Origin of the sequence: Micromonospora sp. GCM10011541 (assembly GCF_042650725.1) — a bacterium.
GTDB lineage: Bacteria > Actinomycetota > Actinomycetes > Mycobacteriales > Micromonosporaceae > Micromonospora > Micromonospora sicca.
In genome coordinates, this window is record NZ_JBHSBP010000011.1 from 1 (window position 1) to 14,046 (window position 14,046).

12 protein-coding genes and 1 pseudogene are annotated in these 14,046 nt (G+C 64.3%); 9 read left to right on the forward strand and 4 right to left on the reverse strand.

All coding sequences use genetic code 11. The annotated features are described in order from the left end of the window. From ACFOYX_RS06885 to ACFOYX_RS06900, 4 genes are all read left to right on the forward strand, one after another. Positions 1-390, forward strand: a 390-nt coding sequence (locus tag ACFOYX_RS06885) for a transposase (protein WP_377533848.1), incomplete at its 5' end; no start/stop codon positions are given. A 981-nt stretch (positions 391-1,371) separates the two neighbouring features. Further along, complete coding sequence (locus ACFOYX_RS06890) at positions 1,372-1,806, forward strand: YaaC family protein (RefSeq protein WP_377533849.1); 435 nt, start codon at positions 1,372-1,374, stop codon at positions 1,804-1,806. Continuing rightward, positions 1,704-2,914, forward strand: a protein-coding gene (locus ACFOYX_RS06895; RefSeq protein ID WP_377533850.1) for an IS3 family transposase whose coding sequence is annotated in 2 segments (ribosomal slippage) — positions 1,704-1,932 and positions 1,932-2,914 — 1,212 coding nt in all. Because the reading frame shifts where the segments join, the coding sequence is not laid out codon by codon here. The genes ACFOYX_RS06890 and ACFOYX_RS06895 overlap by 103 nt, the downstream gene beginning before the upstream one ends. A gap of 243 nt (positions 2,915-3,157) precedes the next feature. After that, entirely contained in the window at positions 3,158-3,946 is a 789-nt protein-coding gene (locus ACFOYX_RS06900; protein ID WP_322443986.1) for a hypothetical protein, read from the forward strand. 483 nt (positions 3,947-4,429) lie between these two features. On the opposite strand, the gene ACFOYX_RS06905 is transcribed toward ACFOYX_RS06900, so the two are convergent. After that, the gene (locus ACFOYX_RS06905) at positions 4,430-4,609 is read right to left on the reverse strand and encodes a hypothetical protein (RefSeq protein ID WP_322441036.1); all 180 of its coding nucleotides are present in this window, start codon (positions 4,607-4,609) and stop codon (positions 4,430-4,432) included. Positions 4,610-5,639: 1,030 nt separating this feature from the next. On the opposite strand from ACFOYX_RS06905, the gene ACFOYX_RS06910 reads away from it, so the two are divergent. From ACFOYX_RS06910 to ACFOYX_RS06930, 5 genes and pseudogenes are all read left to right on the forward strand, one after another. Then, the gene (locus ACFOYX_RS06910; protein WP_322443985.1) at positions 5,640-6,167 is read left to right on the forward strand and encodes a hypothetical protein; all 528 of its coding nucleotides are present in this window, start codon (positions 5,640-5,642) and stop codon (positions 6,165-6,167) included. A gap of 271 nt (positions 6,168-6,438) precedes the next feature. Further along, positions 6,439-7,886 (forward strand): IS3 family transposase gene (locus ACFOYX_RS06915; RefSeq protein WP_322443984.1). Its coding sequence is split into 2 segments (ribosomal slippage): positions 6,439-6,811 and positions 6,811-7,886, totalling 1,449 coding nucleotides; the frame shifts between segments, so codons are not numbered across the junction. 404 nt (positions 7,887-8,290) lie between these two features. Further along, positions 8,291-8,971: a hypothetical protein gene (locus ACFOYX_RS06920; RefSeq protein WP_322443983.1), complete on the forward strand. Its 681-nt coding sequence runs from the start codon at positions 8,291-8,293 to the stop codon at positions 8,969-8,971. An 88-nt stretch (positions 8,972-9,059) separates the two neighbouring features. Further along, positions 9,060-9,203, forward strand: a pseudogene (locus ACFOYX_RS06925) (transposase); the annotation flags it as partial. Between the two features lie 162 nt (positions 9,204-9,365). Continuing rightward, on the forward strand, positions 9,366-10,013 hold the full coding sequence (locus tag ACFOYX_RS06930) for a hypothetical protein (protein WP_322443982.1): 648 nt from the start codon (positions 9,366-9,368) through the stop codon (positions 10,011-10,013). A 262-nt stretch (positions 10,014-10,275) separates the two neighbouring features. Here ACFOYX_RS06930 and ACFOYX_RS06935 read toward each other — a convergent pair whose 3' ends face one another. From ACFOYX_RS06935 to ACFOYX_RS06945, 3 genes are all read right to left on the reverse strand, one after another. Then, positions 10,276-11,916 (reverse strand): P-loop ATPase, Sll1717 family, encoded by a 1,641-nt coding sequence (locus tag ACFOYX_RS06935; protein WP_322443981.1) that lies wholly within the window; start codon positions 11,914-11,916, stop codon positions 10,276-10,278. A 464-nt stretch (positions 11,917-12,380) separates the two neighbouring features. Next, on the reverse strand, positions 12,381-12,623 hold the full coding sequence (locus tag ACFOYX_RS06940) for a hypothetical protein (protein WP_322443980.1): 243 nt from the start codon (positions 12,621-12,623) through the stop codon (positions 12,381-12,383). Between the two features lie 355 nt (positions 12,624-12,978). Continuing rightward, entirely contained in the window at positions 12,979-13,242 is a 264-nt protein-coding gene (locus tag ACFOYX_RS06945; RefSeq protein ID WP_322443979.1) for a hypothetical protein, read from the reverse strand. Between the last annotated feature and the right edge of the window lie 804 nt (positions 13,243-14,046).

The following is a 14,046-nucleotide window of genomic DNA, read 5'->3' on the forward strand; positions in this document are numbered from 1 at the left end:
GCAGGGCAGCGTGGGGACAGTCCGCAGTTCGTCGCGGTGCTCGACGGCATCCGGGTGCCCCGCGTGGGCAGCGGCCGGCCGCGGACCCGCCCGGACCGGGTCCTGGCCGACAAGGCGTACACGTCCCGGGCCAACCGCCGCTACCTGCGCCGACGCGGAATCGCCGCGACCATCCCGTCGAAGGCCGATCAGGACGCCAACCGGCGTAAACGGGGCTCGAAGGGCGGCCGGCCACCCGCCTTCGACCCCGAGCGGTACAAGCAGCGTCATGCCGTGGAATGCGGCATCAACCGGCTCAAGCGCAACCGCGCCGTGGCCACCCGATTCGACAAGCTCGCCGTGCGCTACGAAGCCACCGTGCACGTCGCCGCGATCAGCGAGTGGCTGTGACCGACTTCGACACAGGCTCTAACGCTCGTTTTTGCACTCCTACTTTTTCGAAACGAAATGCCTAGTTTGCTGCGGCGAATCAAGAACTTCAAGGGTTTCGGAGTCGAGGCGGAACTCAGTGTGGCGGAGGTTGCGGTCGAAGTCCAATCTGCCTTGAACGCGGCCGAAAGCTCGAGCGTCGACGTTGCACCGAAAAGGCCTCGCGCCGAACTATCGTTCAACGACCGTCCATTCTGGGAAACTCGCAAGTCACACTTCCGCTTACTTCTGTCCCTGCGGTTCAATCTGATCAGTGTTGTTGAGCAGGTAGAGGCAGCGTATGGCCTGCATCCACTTCTGGATCCCGCCAACCCGGTCCTGCGTCTCCCGGCGCGTCCGGAGACGCCTGGTATACGGTTAGACATTGCTCCTGAAGTAGTTGACGCGTCGCTGCGCCGACTGGCTGAGACGACCCGACTCCCCGGTTGGTCCAACTTGGCGGACGCTGTTAGCGCCATTCACGCTTTCGCTGAGCAAGCCATCGACGGTGACTTGGCCAAGCGAGTGACGGCCGTCCTTGCTGAGAACGCCTACGGCACGTGCAAACGACTGGCGACGCAGTCGGTAAGTTGGCCACACGAAGATCTGAATGCAGCCTAACTGCATCCCTAGCTAGACGTGGTCGACGGGATGGGCTCGGAACTGCGACAAGGGCGCGTGAGCCAGCTGATGCGAGCTCGGGCCGACTGCGGCCGCCAGGGCATGCCAAGAAGCGGAACGCCTCGTTTACAAGCTCTGTGCGTCGCGTCCGCACCCGTCCGGCACCGGCTGCTGGCTCGGAGCTTCGTCCGTGCTGGCACCTGTCAGCGTGCCGCCGTCCGGCGGCGTTGCTGTCAGCGTTGCTGTCGACAGCCGCTCCGCCGGCGACGCAGACCGGCCCCGCTGTAGGAGTCGGCACCAAAGCCAGTCGCGTCTTTTCGACCATACCGACAAGATGTGCCAGTGAGATTTCGTGACGAGCGTGCCGTTTGGTCGGATCTACGCGCGACCCGCCATGCACCGCCTGGCGGCGCTGGCGCCAACCCTGAAAGGCGTTCCACCTACGTCGCCGCACTACAGCAGGCGGAGGAACTCTTCAGGGCCACCGAGACTTCCGGGCCAGCGTCCAGCCCCCTACTTCTTTTCTACGGGCTGTCCCAGGCTGGTCGCGCTCTCACCGCGGCGGCCACTGTGTCCCGCACCGGGTTTGATGGAGACATCGAAACCTGGGAGGAACACCAGCGATGCCGGCACCGAAGAAGTACAACGATGAGCTGCGTGAGCGTGCGACCCGGTTGGCGGCCGAGGCCCGCCGGGATCCGGCGTCCGCGGTCGGAGCGATCCGTCGGATCGCCGGCCAGCTCGGGGTTCACCCTGAGGCGTTGCGCACGTGGGTGAAGAAGGCCGAGACCGACGCCGGTGACCGTCCGGGCACCACCAGCAGCGACGCGGAACGCCTCGCCGCGTTGGAACGGGAGAATCGTGAGCTGCGGCGGGCCAACCAGATCCTGAAGTCCGCGGCGAGTTTCTTCGCGGCGGAGCTGGACCGTCCGTCGCGATGAAGGTCGACTTCGTCGACTCCCAGAAGGCCGAACACGGTGTCCAGCCGGTCCTGCAGGCGCTCGAAGACACGCCGGCACAGATCGCACCGTCGACCTACTACGCCGCCAAGACCCGCCCCGCCAGCGCCCGCTCCCGGCGTGACGAGGAGCTGACCGCGATGATCGAGCGGATCCACGCGGAGAACTACGGCGTCTACGGCGCTCGCAAGGTCTGGCACGAGCTGCGCCGACGCGGTGTGCGAGTGGCCCGGTGCACCGTCGAGCGGCTGATGCGCGAGTCCGGGCTGCGTGGGCTGCTGCGGGACAAGTCACCACGCACGACCCGGCCCGCAGCCGAGACCGGACGCCCGGGTGACCTGGTCAAACGGGACTTCACCGCGGAACATCCGAACCAGCTGTGGGTCGCCGACCTGACCTACGTGCGCACCAGCGTGGGCTGGGTGTACGCCGCGTTCGTCCTCGACGTGTACTCCCGGCTGATCGTCGGCTGGCAGGTCGCCACCAGCCTCTACACGGATCTGGCCCTCGACGCGCTGAAGATGGCGATCTGGCGCCGCGAGAATCAGGGTGCTGACCTGCGTAAACTGGTCCACCACTCGGACAGGGGAGTCCAGTATCGAGCGATTCGCTACACCCAACGACTCGCCGAGGCCGGCGCCGTCGCCTCGGTCGGCTCCAAGGGCGACTCGTACGACAACGCGATGGCCGAGGCGTTCAACTCCCTGTACAAGGCCGAACTCGTCCGCAACACCGGCCCGTGGCGCGGGCTCGACGACCTGGAGATGGCCACCGTCGAGTACATCGACTGGTACAACAACCGACGCCTGCACGGCGAACTCGGACACATCCCGCCCGCCGAACACGAGGCACTACACGCGATGACCCAGCCGGTCACCGCACCCCTGAAACCAGCTAACCAACTCTCCACCAAACCCGGGGCTTGACAGTCGGCTGTCCGGCGCTGGTCCACCGCCTGGTCCTCGTGCCCCACATGGCGTCCCGGTCCGCCATCGTCCGCCGACGACCGCTGGTTCGGCTGCTCGATTGGCTGCTCGACGTTCAGCCGCACATGATGCCCGTTGAGCACGTCGACCGCCTCTGTCAGGCTGGTGGGTAGCGCGGGCACCGTGGACTGGTAGCAGGCTATGTCGGGGAGATCAGCTGATTCGCCGGCCGGCGGAGGAGCGATGGCTAGAAGGCAAGGCAACCAAAGGGACAGTGCAGCGGAATTCGCCGGGCTTTGCGTGCAGGCAACGCTACGAGTCCCGGTAGAGACCACAGACCGAAGAGACGGCCAGCGGGCCGTCGACCTCCGAGCCAACTACGCCGGAAGGACCCTCGCTATCGAGGTCAAGCGGGTAGTAGACGCGGCACTTCGCGAATCGTCCGTAGCCGCAAGCCGACTCGGCTACGTCCGCGATGAGCGTCTTCGTTTGAGCTGGCATGTTTCGTTGGAACATCGGGCGAATTGGAAGGACGCCGCGGCCAACTTGCCGAGGATCCTGCTTGAGCTTGAGGCACTGAACTTTCCCGGAGGTCCACCGTGGCACCTCGCTAGCGTTGAGGCGTTGTTGGAGGAGGACCTCGGCCGGCTGAGGGTGGGAGGCCTGTGGCCATCGCCCCCGACTGAGAAGCATCCACCTGGCTTCTACCTGATGCCTGAGGGATGGGGCGCCGCCGTGCCTGGGATCGAGGCCATACCCGACTTCCTCGGGTCTCTACTTGCCGATGACGCCATGGCGAGGCTTCGGGCCCAACTAAGAGCAGCAAATGCCGACGAGCGACATGCCTTTCTCTGGCTAGGCTGGGAAAACGCGGAGGCTTGGGCGTTGGACGAGCCGGGGGAAAAACTCCCAGCAACTACCCCCCAGCTTCCGGAAGGTATTGATGCAGTATGGGTCGGCGGCACCACGGTAGGCGCGAGGCTTATTGCATGGCTCCCTCGGCGCGGATGGATCAATGGAGTGGTGGTCTGATGTGTCGCCGCCCATGCGCCACCGGACTCGAACCCTGAACCTATGGATTACCGGCGAGGCGGTCGCTGACGGGCTGGTGCGCAGGACAGGAGGTGCCGTCGGTCGGCCGAGGGCTGTAACGGTCCGGTGGGTTGCTGTACTTCCGTGCTGTACGGCGACCAGGTCGAGACGGAGCTTGACCCCCGTCGGGGGGAGCCTGATCGCGGTTGTCAGCCAGCGCCAACAGGTGTCGTCCTACGCGCTCACGCTCGGCGGCACTGTCGCTCCTTCCGACCGGCGTCGTCGCGTGGTGCGCCTTTTGCTGACGCGTTGCTGACTCCGCCTGACAACGCGGCTGGCCCGCGTCCTACTTCTGGTCCTGGTCCCGCTCGTCGCGGACGTCCAAGGATTACCGGCGAGGCGGTTGCTACGCGCCGGAACTCCGGTCGGACCCACTACGCCGCCTTGCGGCCGCTGGCCAGGTTCCGACGGCAGGCCGTAGTGCTAATGGCGCTTCTGATGCCGTCGAACCTGGTCCTGTAACAGCGCGAGGCGGCGATTGATGTCCGCGAGCTGGGTTGCTGCCTGTTGCGCGCGGACATGCAGCTCTTCCAGATCCAGTCTGAGTTGTTCCTCGGTGTCGACCTCGACCGGCGCGGGCACCTCGGCGGTGGTCATGGTCATGCCTGTTCTCCCCACGATTGAGCAACCCGAGGAGGGGCCCCGGGTTGGGCAGAACGTACCCCGCCATCTGAGCAGGGAAACGATCGTCGGCTGACCGCCCACGGGTGGGCGCGTCGGGTAGAGAGCGATCAGGCGGTTGGGCGGACAAGGCTTGCGAGACGCGTGAAATTCGACCATTTCGGATGCTGAGACATGTGACAGACCACCGCCACTCACCGCCTATTGCTCTTGGAAGGTCGGGTGCGCGGCCTCCACGACCGGGCGGGACTAACGACCCGACCCCCTCGGCCCCGCCCGGTCCTAAAACGGAACAGCGCCATGACGCCGTTGGAGGCACCACATGATGGCTAAGCCGCCGACCCGGACCCCGCCACCGCTGTGGCCAGACCGCCGCCACGCCGTGGCTGTACCTCCCGCGTGGAACCAGCCAACGCAGCCACTTCGCCGGACGCCGCAACGCGCCCGCCAGTGGTCGACGTATGGCATCTTCGGCGGAATCATCCTCCTGGTCGGGTGCCTCGCCATCCTGGTGACCGTCCCGGCCAGATAAGGAGGCCGGGCACGCCCGCCAGGCACCTCGGCCAGGACCCGGGCACCGGGAAAGGGGCTGAGCCGCCCCGCTGCCGGACGCCTCGATTACAAGCTCTGTGCATCACGTCCGCACACGTCCAGGAACGGCTGCACGCTCGGAGCCTCGTCCATGCCAGTGCGCCTCAGCGTGCTTCCGTCCGGCGCGGTTGCTGTCAGCGTTGCTGTCGATAGCCACCCCGCCGCCCAGGCCCCCCGTCGACGGTCTGCCGCTGGCGTTGCGTCCATCTAGGTAGCTGTACTTGACTTGAACGCCGCCTGTTGACGGCCTGACCTGTTGAGCAAGCTGCACTAGGGGCTGATCTTGCTGTCGTCTGTTCTTCCGGGTATCCGGCACGTTCGCGCGCCCTTCGCCTCGGGCTGTTGCTTCCTGCTCGGGGCCTGGCTCATCTGGGACAGGCATCTCCCTCCTGCCGGGGAAGCCAAAGGACTGCTGGGCGACGTGTACGGGCTGGCGAACCAGCTTGGGCACCCCATCGTCATTGCGGCTGCTGGCTTCACTGCATACCTGCTAGGCAGCACCGCCGGCTGGGCCTTTAACAGTTCGGTCTGGACGGTGCGTCGGTACGCCCATCGCCTCGCCAACAGCGTCGTGTATGACGAGAGCCGGCACCGGCGACAGCGGCTGGGTGCATGGGTGCTCGGTCGACTCAGCCGCGACCCATGGGACCAAGCAGTAGATCACTCCATCTTTTTCCTCGATGCCGTCGGCCTTGAGTGGCCGGAACAGGCCGAGTCGATGAGCGACCACGACGAACGATGGTTGAGGGACGCCCTCTTGGAGGATCTGAGGAGCGGGGTCATCCGACTAGTGAGCAGCGATCCGGCCCGCCATGCTGAGATCGACCGCATGGAAGCGGAAGGTCAGATGTTCGCCAACCTCAGCGGAGGAGCGCTACCGCTGGCCGCAGCATTATTGGTCACCCTCCCCGCTGGTGGTGGCTTATCCTGCCGGCTGGAATCCTGGTGATAATCGTCTTGGCAGTACGTGCATCATCCGCCCGGACACGGGCACGCGAGGAACTTGCTCTAGCCGCCAGGGTTGGAGGCGTGGAGCTGCCCAAGTTCCGTGCCGAAGCCCGCAAGGTGATTGACGAGCTGCCAGAACCTGTGGAGCCGCAGGACTCAGCCGCTTCCACGTAGGGACGACCCCCGTCGGGGGGTCCCTGGGTGTCAGGGTTGGGTGAGACCAGCGGTTCAGAGCAAGTAGCCCTCCCGGGGCGAGGATGGATCTTCCTTCGATGACGATTCCCAGCACCGTTCTCCCTGTCGGGCACGATGGGACCATGACGACGGAAGGACCTCGATCAGAACGGCCACGCCGGCGGCGTTCGTTCACCGCGGCGGAGAAGCTGCGGCTGCTCGGCGAGTACGAGCAGGCTGTCGCCGAGGGTGACGGCAACGGCTATCTGCGTCGTAACGGCTTGTACTCGTCGTTGATGAGTGAGTGGCGCCGCGCCCGCGACGCCGGCCTGCTCGAGGGTAAGAAGCCCGGCCAGAGCGTCGGACGCCCGAGTGGGGAGCAGGCCGAGATCGCCCGGCTGCGCCGCCAGCTGGAGCTGGCGAACCGGAAGATCGCCCGGACGGAGGCGGCGTTGGACATCATGGGAAAAGCACACGCGCTCTTGGCCGAGATCTCCGAGAGCGCGGACACCGACACCAAGCCCAGCAAGTCCTGACCGACGCCCACGCGTCTCTGCTGGCCGCCCGGACGTCGACCCGCGCAGCCGCCCGTCTGACGGGTATGGCCCGCAGCACCGCCCACCGACGCGCCCGCACCCCAGTGACGTGTGCACCCGCGCCGCGGCCAGCGCCCGTCAACCGACTCAGCGACGCCGAACGCGCCCGCATCCTGGCCGTGCTCGACAGTGACCGGTTCGTCGACACCACCGTGACCGAGACATTCGCGACGCTGCTCGACGAAGGCGTCTACCTGGCCTCGGTGGCCACCCTCTACCGGATCCTGCGCGCCGACAACCAGGTCGTCGACCGGCGCCGCCAGGCTCGACACCCCACCCGGGCCCGCCCGGAGCTGACCGCGACCGGGCCGGGGCAGGTGTTCACCTGGGACATCACGAAGCTGCCCGGCCCCGTCAAGGGCGTGTACTACGACGCCTACGTCATGATCGACATCTGGTCCAGGTACGTCGTCGGACACCACGTCGCCGCCAGAGAAAGCGCCGAGATCGCCCACGACTTCATCGCCGAGATCATCACCACCCACGGCGTCCCGCAGGTCGTGCACGCCGACCGCGGCACCTCCATGACCTCCACACGCGTCGCGACGCTGCTGGCCGACCTGCACGTCACCCGCTCACACTCCCGCCCCCGCGTGAGCAACGACAACCCGTTCTCCGAAGCCGCGTTCAAGACCGTCAAGTACCACCCCACGTTCCCCGAACGCTTCGGGTCACTGACCCACGCTCGCGCGTTCTGCGACACGTTCTTCGGCTGGTACAACCACGAACACCACCACACCGGCATCGGTCTACATACCCCCGCCGACGTCCACTACGGCCACGCCGTAGCCCAGCAGGCCCTCCGCGCCCAGGCCCTCGACACCGCGTGGGCCGCCCACCCCGAACGCTTCTCCACCCGGCCCAGACCCAAGACCCTGCGCCTGCCCGACACCGTCTGGATCAACCCACCCGAACCCGCAACCAATCAACCGCTACCCCAAGCGGCGTAACACCCACTGGTCCCACCGACCTTGACAAGTTCCGGGTTGCGGACTCAAGCTGTCGGCTGGTGCCATCTGGTGGCGGCCCGCGTCGACGAGCAGGTGCCGGGCGTCGTCGGTTCACGTTCGGGGTCGACCCACACCGATGCTCTCGCTGCCTTCTTGCTGCCTCGCTGCCTGGCGCCTCGCTTACAAGCTCTGTGCGTCTCGTCGGCCCCGTCCACCTAGGTCCGCCACCTCGGGCAACCGTCCGCCCGCCGCCGGCCACGGCTACTCTCGTCCAGGTCGGTTGCTGTCAGCAGCACACCGAACTTGCGTCGGCGCCGGCCCCGGCTCAACTCGGCTGATCCCTTGACCAGCGGTTGAAGAAATGCGGAGGCAGCCTCACCGGCCCCCGGGGTAACCTGCTGCCCATGTCGTTGTGGGATCCGACCAGATGTCGGTGCACCCAGGCCTATGAAGAGTGGTCGGTTGTGGAGCGGGACATCCGTCAGTTCCTGGGGCTGACGATGCAGTTCGCCACACAGGCTTACGACCAAATCTATGCATCAATCCCTCCAAGGCACACGAATGCCCCTCTCGATGCACCCGACAGAGCGGACATCTTCTACGATCGAGTGGGTGGACTGTGGCCGCATGACCACGAGTGGATGGTGTGTTGTGCAACCCTGAGGGATGCCGTCTCTGCTTTCGAGGTCTACGTGTTCGAGGCAGTCAAAGAAGTCGCGGAAGAGCGACAAGTGCCACGCCCTCAAGGTTGGTCCACTCGAACGCCCGGATGGAAGCAACTTCGCGAGTATTGCCTTAAGCAGCTCGAGGTACTGGATCCAGTGACCATCGAGGTGCAGACGGTGATTGATCTCCGCAATCTTCTGACGCACCGCAGAGGTGAGCTGCGAACAGCCAAGGATCGCGCGAAGTTTCAGTTCTCTGCCGGCGCGTTCCCGAGCGACAGGGTCAGCCTATCGCCGGAAGAGGTGGAGAACCATTGCGAGGCGCTCGGCTCCGCAGCTCGTAGATTCGACGCCGCGCTCTGGGGAGACAAGGCGGATCCTGAGATGCCTGAGGGGCTTGAAGACCTCCTCCTGCCTTAGAGCTCCTAACAAAATGATCTCTGCTTCGTCCCTTGTCGGGGGTGATCTACGATGTCGGGCCGTGAGGCGTGGCGAGCAGCCGCCGTGGATCGTGCCGGACGGGCTGTGGCAGCGCATCGAGCCGTTGCTGCCCAAACCTGAGCGCAATCCACGGCACCCGGGACGCAAGCGGATCCCGGACCGGGAGGTGCTGTGCGGGATCTTGTTCGTGCTGCACACCGGCATCCAGTGGGAGTGGGGGCTTCACGGGATGGAAGTGGTAGGGCCGTCCGTACAAGTACCAGCTCCCCCAAATTGGGACGTTCGTCGGCCGTTCCGGGTACCCGGGGTGTCCACTCAGGCGGTTTAACGAGATCCCGATGATCGCAGCTCCGGACCACCACATGATCGAGGCGTGAGACGAAACGTTACAACCGCGGTCACCGTCGTCGCCCTGCTCGCCGGCAGCGGTTGCGGCAGGGACGAACAGCAGAGCCAGGCCGCTCATGGCACCAGGCTGCCGACGGCCGCCGCCACAACAGCCAGCCCCACCCAGTCCCCGGCCCCGGCCCTCAGCCCGGGCCCGATCCTCAGCTCGGGTTCGACTCGCCCACCGGCGCCGACGCCGGCGTGGTCGCCGCCGCCTTGCCCCGACGATCTCTCGCGTCTCTTTGGCACCTGTGGCGGCACCTTCCTGACCGATTCCTGCGACGCCGCCTACCGCAGTAGCGAGGGGGGCTACCTCCTTGATGCGTTCATCGAGAACAAGAACGACGTCAACGAAAAGCGGCTTCAAGACTGCCCGCAGTTCCTGCCGACTTGGAGGAAGGCGAAGACCGGCATCAGCGACGGCAACTGGGAGGTCGGCAAAGAAGTCAAACCCGGCACCTACCAGACGACCGGGGAGATGGTGAAAAGCTGCTACTGGGAGCGCAGCGGCCCCAACGGCCACATCATCGCGAACAACTTCATCACCGCGACGAAGAAGGTCCGAGTGACGATCCGGTCCACCGACGAGATCTTCACGGCCCGCGGCTGCGGCAATTGGATCCCGGTAGGCTGACCTGGCAGCCTCGGTTCGCGATCGTCCGCTCATGCTCGCCGGTTTGGCTGCTCGCTTGGCTGCTCGGCGGGACCCTGACGCCTCGCTTACAAGCACTGGGCGTCTCGTCCGGCGTCGTCCGCGCAGGTCCACGACCTCTGGCGACCATCTGCGGTCTTACGCCGACGGGTGTCCTCGTCCGGACACGTTGCTGTCGACATCAGTTGCCTAGTCGCCAACCGGTCGTTCCAACTCCATGAAGTTCGATGGGTTCAGGCTACGCCTATCCGGGAATATCCAAGGCCGGACGGAACGCTGGGTGAATCACGAATCCGGTTACTTTACGAAGGTTACTTGGAAGGTCAGTGAATGCTGGCTGATCGTGGTTGAAGATGGCGGGCTCGTCATACTTTCCTGAAGTGGTAATGCAGCCAATGAATCCGATGTTGTGCAACAGACGAATGAGCGGCAAGTAGTTGACAGCCCAATCGTCCGAGCTCGTGCCCGACCAAAGGGGTTCGCTGAGAGGTGTCATCCATACGGTCCCGGGAAAGCCTTTCTCAACGGCCAAGAGAGCGCAGATGTCCAGCCGGGTGCACATCTCACTAGGGCTGAGCGTGTTAGCTGCCCCCTTGAACACCCTCAAGACTTGGTCTATGCCGGGGAACGTTGGCTTCCATTCGTCTCGCAACGCCAAGAGCCGATTGATTGAATATGAGGTTTCGGCAGATTTGATAGCTGCCCAAGTAAGGCGGTCCTTGCTGTTGGCGAGGGGGAAGCACTCGTTGAAGAAAGCGATCGCGTCCCTCGGACGCATTAGCGTCCGGTTGAGAATGTAATTTACACCCGAACCGCGAGTGTCATTGGTTTTAGGCAGAAGATCGTCAACACCAGAGATTCCGTCAACTCCATGACGCTTCGCCGCAAGCACTGCCCGGGCATCCAACAGCTCTTTCAAGTCACTCTTGGTCCAGGTCATGCGAGCGATTAGCGAACGAAACTTTTCCTCCTGGCCCCCGGTGCGCCCGAAGTCCAGAGACTCGAAAATGTTGGTTCTAAGAGCGACAAGAATCTTCAGGTTTTGCACTTGCTTCAGGTCGTTGACCGCACGGAAAAGACATCGGATCAGGTCATTCGAAATCTTTTCGTCTGCCCAATCGCGATCGAGATCGTCGATCACAACGTACGTGAAGTTCTGCGGATCTAGGATGTCATCGTTCAGCACCGACACCATCTTGTTCAAACGAGGCAACTGGGTCGAGTTGACGATCTTTTGGTACCGAAGCCTAAGCTCCGTTCGCTCGGCTTGTGATTTGGTCGATGATGCGGAAAATCCCAGCGCTAGATCCGGAACTCCAGTCGGTATCGACGCCTCGGCGTTTATCTGCCGCTCAAAGTTCGTGGTGATTTCCCTGACCCTTTGATCCGTCTCAACCCAGAACTTTCCCTCGAAGTCCTCTAGGTAGTCGAGTGCCGCACGCTTGCTCCTATCCCGCTTAACCATTTCTTTCAGCATGGACATTATTCGCTGCTTCGCGTCCTGCGAGTCAACGTGGTAGCGGTGTTTGATTATCTCGGTGATCAGGACATGCTTCCATAGTGCAATGAAGAGCGGATCAAGATGGACCTCTAGAGCGGACAAATATTTGACTGCGCCCAGGTCGGTGATGTAAGGAAGGGAAAGGTCTTCAGGGCTTATTCGAATAACGTGGTCCGGATGCTGCGCTTCAAGCATTTGCAGACACGCAGACTTACCGCTGCCCGTACGGCCAACCAAAAAACACTTTTTCTGATCGCGTGAGCGAATGCCGCGAAACAGACCTGTCTCATAGAAGGCTTCGCTTAAGAGCCAGTCAGCCTCAGCCTGTTCCCCACCTAGACTGAAGTCGCTCCGGATTTTGCGCTGCCGGGCGTTGCTCCTCAAGGTCGACCTCCAGGACAGCGATGTCTTCAGAGGGCGTAACCATACTGAAACATTCGAAGAGGGACCAGAGCACCCAGCGGCTCCCGAACGCATACCTCGCACTCCTGCTGAACGACTGTCCCCTTTGGTGTGTTACGACCAGATCCCGAGACCCGACGAGTCAGGTATGTGACAGGACTTCCATCGTCATCCCGTCCGCCGAGCTTGTGGATCCAGCTAGGGCCAAGTCGCCAAAGTGGAGCGCTCATTTATCGGGGGCGCGCCGGCCCGGTAGTTGCGGAGGGTGCCGACAGCCTGCGGTCCGCTGTCCATCAGCTTGGGAATCGGATTCATCCACACGCTGGGTAGCGATGCGGGCTGGAAACGAGCGCGGAGCGTAGGGCCTGGGACTATCGGCGTGCTGGCGTTGGCCCATGCTGACCGCTGTATCGGGCATGCATCGGGCCCGCCTAGGCGGGCCGCCGCTACGGTCGTTCGTCCAACTGCTGAGCCATGTCGCGCCGTCGCAGTTCCACAGGTGTCAGCCAGACAAGCCCGCCGAGCGATGCAAGCAAGATCCAGCCGCCGGGGTTCGTCGGGGCGATCACCAAGGCGGTGATAGCGCCCACTGCACCGAATGCGCCAAAGAGCCACATTTCGCGGAGCGGCATCTCTCGAGGTGGCTGCGGGTCACGTTCGACAGGCGCGTCAGAACCGTCGGCGGTCATGCGCTGATCTTTGCGGTAGTCGTGTGCCTCGTCAACGAACGGGGGCCGCCGGAGACCTCTTCGTCCCGAAAGAATGATCAGTCGTCGATGAGCTGGGCGAGTAGCCGGAGCGAGCTGCCGGAACAGTCCACCATCGTCCGTGGACGTCCGGCGTCGGCCGCCCCGGTCGTCACCCTGTTGGTCACCCAGCCCGAGGGATCAGACGTTGAAGCGGAACTTAGAGCCGCTGGCCCACCAGCAGCGGGAACAGGACGGGTGACCTGCTCACGGGACGCTTCGGGCTGCCAACGTTGCTCGCTGGTTGACAACGTTTGACGGTGTCTTGTGCCCCCTGTGTGCCCCACACTGCCGGGGCTCAATTGCCGTCGTCGCCTCTTGCCCCTCGCCGCTCCTCGCGCCACAACTCGTGCCCACGCATCAGCCATCCAACCCAGAACACCGCGAACAAGATCAGGAAGCACGCGAACAACACGATGGCGAGCACTGCCGCGATCGGCTGGAACCGCCCTCCATCGCCGTTCCATCCGCCCGCCGCCAGCGCTCCAAGACCGGCACATACGATCATGAAGACGACAAGGCCCGGCCGGTCAACCGGGTGAGGCTCACGGGGCAGACGCAACTCGGCTCCTCAGTCAGTGGCACACGAGACGTCCACCCACGGGCCGCCTCCGATGGCCAGCATCGTTGCAGCACTAAGCCAGAGATCAAAGACCCAGAATCCGGCGTACAGGTCGACTCGTCCGTCGCCCACCAGGTCAGCCGCCCGTATGTGGAGGCTGACCTGGTGTTTCTTCGGGTGCTACTGGTCGTCCTCGGTCATCTTTGGTCGGCGCTTGACGGCCCAGCTACGGCCCAGACGGCCCGTAGACGGCCCAGCCGACCCCCGCGCTTGTGGGTTCGCGTCCGGCCAACCGCAAACGAGTACCCTCCGGCAGTTCCGCATTGCTGTTTGCCGATGTTGACCGCTAGATCGGGCACGGATCGGGCACAGTTGTGGTCCGTCGCCAAATGGAGGGCAGCGGCGCGCTGAGGCTTACTCGCGCTGTACGCGGCTGGGCCTCGTCCGAGCTCCGACCGCAGCCCGGCTCCGCTGATGTGGAGTTGTGTCGTACAAGCGATCTAGGCTGGATGCCATGACCCCAGACCGAGGGTGTGAGCCGGAGGACGTCGAGGGGCGTCGACCGAACACTGCCGACAATGGGCGCCCCCTCGCCGACGCTTTCACCAGCCTCGGCCCCTCTCGTCCCGGGAGCAGCAGCCTCGGCTTGGCTGCCACGCTCGCCGCCGTCAACGGCCCTGCCATCAGCAGCTTGGCCGAGAGCGTCGGCGCGAGCAGCAAGCTGTTCGAGAGCCTCGGCGCGAGCAGCAGCCTCGGCTTGGCTGCCACGCTCGCCGCCGTCAACGGCCCTGCCATCAGCAGCTT

Excerpts from the sequence above, each read along its gene's own strand:
- ACFOYX_RS06905 (WP_322441036.1), bottom strand. The coding sequence starts at position 4,609 with ATGACCATGACCACCGCCGAGGTGCCCGCGCCGGTCGAGGTCGACACC.
- ACFOYX_RS06920 (WP_322443983.1), top strand. The coding sequence starts at position 8,291 with ATGTCGTTGTGGGATCCGACCAGATGTCGGTGCACCCAGGCCTATGAA.
- ACFOYX_RS06900 (WP_322443986.1), top strand. The coding sequence starts at position 3,158 with ATGGCTAGAAGGCAAGGCAACCAAAGGGACAGTGCAGCGGAATTCGCC.
- ACFOYX_RS06940 (WP_322443980.1), bottom strand. The coding sequence starts at position 12,623 with ATGACCGCCGACGGTTCTGACGCGCCTGTCGAACGTGACCCGCAGCCA.